Source organism: Actinomycetota bacterium (assembly GCA_005774595.1).
Lineage (GTDB): Bacteria > Actinomycetota > Coriobacteriia > Anaerosomatales > D1FN1-002 > D1FN1-002.
This window is the reverse complement of sequence record VAUM01000189.1, coordinates 1-3,804: the sequence shown is the minus strand read 5'-3', so window position 1 is coordinate 3,804 and position 3,804 is coordinate 1. Positions and strand designations below refer to the sequence as shown.

Here is a 3,804-nt window from a genome sequence, read left to right as displayed (position 1 = left end):
GCGTCCAGCGCGTGCCGCCGCCGGCGTCCGTCATCGGGTACTTCGCCTTGCCGATCGTGGCCGTCATGCCGGTCTGGGGCTGGACGGTCTCGGCTGCCAGCGTCACCGGGAAGTACCGCCCGCTGCCGTTGCTGGACAGGAAGTCGTCCGACAGCGTCAGTGACGCGAGGCCGCCGGACGGCGTGAATCCGGTCACGCGCGCGACCGGCGCGTCCTCGGTCTTGGAGCCCGAGCTCTCGACGAGCATCTCGGGCACGCCGTAGTCGTTGTAGACGCGCACGAACACGTCGGCGGACGTCCCGGCTGCCGGCGCGGGCACCGAGCCCGACCAGTGCAGCGCGCCCGCCTCTCCCAGCACCGTCGGCGAGCCGTTGCCGACCCACGCTTCCACGCGGTCGACGTGGCGGATGATCGGGATGGCCCACGGCACGAGGTAGCGTCCGCCGGCCAGAGCCCACTTGCGGGCCTTGGCCACCGCGACCACGCGGCGTGACGCCGGCCCGAGCATCCGCGCGAAGAACACCGGCGTCGCGCGGCTGACCGAGACGCGCACCGAGTACTCGCCCGTGTCGACCTCGACGTCGTCGACGACCAGATCGATCGCCGCTCCGTTGGCGTTCGCCTGCGCGTACTGGCTCGCGAGCGCCGTGGCGGCGGCGGGGTCGTCGGTGCGGACGAGTTCCTGGCAGCCGGCGAGCGCGCCCGCGTCGGCGGCGGCCTGCAGCTGGCGGCGCGCATCGTACAGGTAGCCGACGTCCACGACGACCGCGGCCATCAGCAGCGCGGCGATGAAGAAGATCGCCACGACCGCGGCGGCCGCGCCCGTGTCGTCACGGAACCTTCGTGTCAGGCGCGCGCGCATGGCCGGCTCACTCGATCCTCTGGGTGGCGGACGCGGTCAGCGGGAAGCCGCCGGGGTTCTCGCCGAGGAACCCGTCCACGATGGGCACGAAGATCGGCACCGTCGTCCGCACGATGACGGTGGCGGGCGTGCCGGGAAGCGCGGCCGTGGGATCGCCCGGCGACACGCTCACGTCGCCCGCCCCGAGGTCCAGGCCCGGTGACGCCGCGATCGCCTGCGCACGCACGGCGCCCGCCGGGTTGCGCAGGCTCGCCCACCGCACGCCCTCGCGGGCCGCATGCTCGGCCATCAGCCAGCGGTTGAAGATCAGGCCGAACTGCAGCGAGCCGACGAGCAGCAGGATGAGCAGCATCGCGACGAGTGCGAACTCGACGGCGGCCGCCCCGCGTTCGGAGCAGGCCGCCTTCGAGTCGCGCAGTATGACGGAACCGAGGTACATGGGGGTCGCTCTCCTCTCGTGCGAACCCCTGGAGCGACACATCGGCGCCGGTCGCTGCGGACTGCGCCGGCCGGCGCCGAGGAAGCCCGTTCGGAAGCTAGCCGCCGATGGCGCCGGCGATCCGCTCGAACATTGCGGCGAGGTTCGAGCCCAGGAGCGTCACGGCCGCGATGATCACGACCGCGATGAGGGCGACCATCAGGCCGTACTCGACTGCGGTCGCACCCTCCTCGGCGATGAGCCTCTTGGCGAGGAATGCGTACATGGCGGGCACCTCCTCTCTTGGGGGCCGGGCCGCGTCGGTGCCGGTGCGCCCGATCCCCGAAGCCTACGGCCCGCAATGCGACCGTCTAGAGAGAGTGTCGCCAATGGAGGCTGCCCACAGTCCACCGCTGCGGATGATTGGGGGGTACCCCGGTGCCGTTCCGGGGTCATACCGGAGGATGATGCGCCGCCGGTCCGGCGGGCGCCGCTACCGGATCTCGACGATGCCGGCCTTCGCGGCCGCCACGACCGCCTGCGTGCGGTCCGCGGCTCCCAGCTTGCGCAGGATGTGCGAGACGTGCGTCTTGACCGTGGTCTCGGAGATCCACAGCGCGGCGCCGATGTCGCGGTTGCTGCGGCCCGCGGCCATCAGCCGCAGGACCTCGAGTTCCCGCGCGGACAGGCCTTCCGCCGGGTCCGGCGCGTCGCGGCGGCCGATCACGCGCGCGGCGACGCCACTGTCGAACACCGACTGGCCGGCGGCCACGGACCGCACCGCCTGCACGACCACCTCGGGCCGCGCGTCCTTGAGCAGGTACCCGTTCGCGCCCGCCGACAGCACGCCGAACAGCTCCTCGTCGCCGTCGAAGCTCGTGAGCACGAGCACACGCACGTCCGGCGCCAGCGACTTCACGCGCCGGCACACCTCCACGCCGTTGACCTCGCCCATCCGCATGTCGAGCAGCAGGACGTCGGGCGTGACCTCGGCGACCTCACGCACCGTGCGCTCGCCGTCGCCCGCCTCGCCGCACACCTCGAGATCGGGTTCCGCCTCCAGCAGGGTGCGCAACGCCAGCCGCACGATCCCGTGGTCGTCCGCGATGAAGACCCTGATCGGATCCATCTACGCCTCCGCCGCCTCGAGGACCACCGTGATCGCGGTGCCTTCGCCGGGGACCGACCGGATGTCGATCCTGCCGCGCTCGGCCTCGACGCGGTCACGGATGCTCTTCAGGCCGAGCGAGTCGCCGCCCTCCGCGCGCTCGAGCGCCTCTTCCGGGCGGAAACCGTGGCCGTCGTCAGTGACCTCGAGGCGCACCGAGTCGCCCAGATAGGACAGGCGCACGACGAACGACTGCGCCTCCGAGTGCTTCACGACGTTGGCGACGGCCTCCTTCGCGACGCGGTACAGGCACGCCTCGGTGCGCGCCGGCAGCGGCAGCGCCTCGCCCTCGACCTCGAGCCGGCCCGACGGGCCGCGGCCCACCGTGACCTCGCTCAGCCAGTACTCGATCGCGCCGACGAGCCCGAGTTCCTGCAGCTTCAGCGGCCGCAGGTCGTAGACCACGCGCCGAAGCTCGGCGAGACAGCCGGCCACCTGCTCCTGCATCTCCTCGAGCCGGACGGCGGCTCCGGCGGGGTCGCGGCCGACCTGGCGCCGCGCGACCTCGAGCCCGATCGACACACCGAACAGCGACTGCGAGACGCCGTCGTGGATCTCCCGCGCGATGCGCTCGCGCTCGCTCGCGAGGAGCACGAACTGCGTCTCCTCGGCGAGCCGCGCGCTCTCGATGGCGGTCGCGGCGAAGGTGGCAAGGGTGGCGAAGAACGCGATCTGCTCCTCGGTGAACCGAGCCTGCTTCGAGTTGATCGCCGCAATCACGCCGAGCACGTCGGGCCCGATGCGGACGGGCGCCGTGAGGAACCACGCGTCGTGACTCGGCAGCATCTCCACGATCGGCTGTCCGGCCTCGATCGCGAGCGGCGCGAGGCGCTCGAGCTCCGCTGACCACCACGACTCCGGGAACTCGTCGCGGCGTCCGCGGACGGCGGCGACCACCGGTTCGCCACCCGGCGACGCCCACTCGTCGAAGAGGCACAGGATCGCCTTGCTCGTGTCCGTGACACGCTTGGCCGACCCGACGACGGCATCCAGCACCTCGTCGACGTGCCGCTTCGAGCCGACCGCCGTGGCGACCTCGTTCAGCAGCGCGATGAGGTCCGTGCGGCCCGAGCCGCCGATGATGTGACGCACCGCGAGCGCCTTGCGCAAGCCCGCCTCCCGTGCGTGGACCTGTACGGGAGCATCCCCCGACACGCCCGTGGCGAATCACGCCGGGCCCGGCACCTCGGTCAGAGCGAGGAGGCCCTCACGAGCACGCCGTTCGAGATCGCCGCCGGACCGCCGAACGCCCGCACGCGCTGGATGGAAGTCGACCGCGCGCGGATGAACGACTCGCTCTCGCCCGGCAGAGAGTAGCCCTCGGTAAGCAGTAGTCCCGCACGTTGGCTCCCGAGG

The 3,804-nt window shown here is 72.1% G+C and carries 5 protein-coding genes; all 5 read right to left on the bottom strand.

Features of this window, described 5'->3' with window-relative positions; all coding sequences use genetic code 11:
• Positions 1-862: hypothetical protein (locus FDZ70_07600; protein ID TLM73638.1), on the bottom strand; the 862-nt coding region annotated here is incomplete at its 3' end.
• 7 nt (positions 863-869) lie between these two features.
• A complete protein-coding gene (locus FDZ70_07595; GenBank protein TLM73637.1) occupies positions 870-1,343 on the bottom strand; it encodes a hypothetical protein in 474 nt (157 codons plus the stop codon).
• Between the two features lie 55 nt (positions 1,344-1,398).
• Positions 1,399-1,566 (bottom strand): Flp family type IVb pilin, encoded by a 168-nt coding sequence (locus FDZ70_07590; protein TLM73636.1) that lies wholly within the window; start codon positions 1,564-1,566, stop codon positions 1,399-1,401.
• Positions 1,567-1,773: 207 nt separating this feature from the next.
• Complete coding sequence (locus FDZ70_07585) at positions 1,774-2,409, bottom strand: response regulator transcription factor (GenBank protein TLM73635.1); 636 nt, start codon at positions 2,407-2,409, stop codon at positions 1,774-1,776.
• Positions 2,410-3,603: a sensor histidine kinase gene (locus FDZ70_07580; GenBank protein ID TLM73634.1), complete on the bottom strand. Its 1,194-nt coding sequence runs from the start codon at positions 3,601-3,603 to the stop codon at positions 2,410-2,412.
• Between the last annotated feature and the right edge of the window lie 201 nt (positions 3,604-3,804).

Excerpts from the sequence above, each read along its gene's own strand:
- FDZ70_07595 (TLM73637.1), bottom strand. The coding sequence starts at position 1,343 with ATGTGTCGCTCCAGGGGTTCGCACGAGAGGAGAGCGACCCCCATGTAC.
- FDZ70_07590 (TLM73636.1), bottom strand. The coding sequence starts at position 1,566 with ATGTACGCATTCCTCGCCAAGAGGCTCATCGCCGAGGAGGGTGCGACC.
- FDZ70_07585 (TLM73635.1), bottom strand. The coding sequence starts at position 2,409 with ATGGATCCGATCAGGGTCTTCATCGCGGACGACCACGGGATCGTGCGG.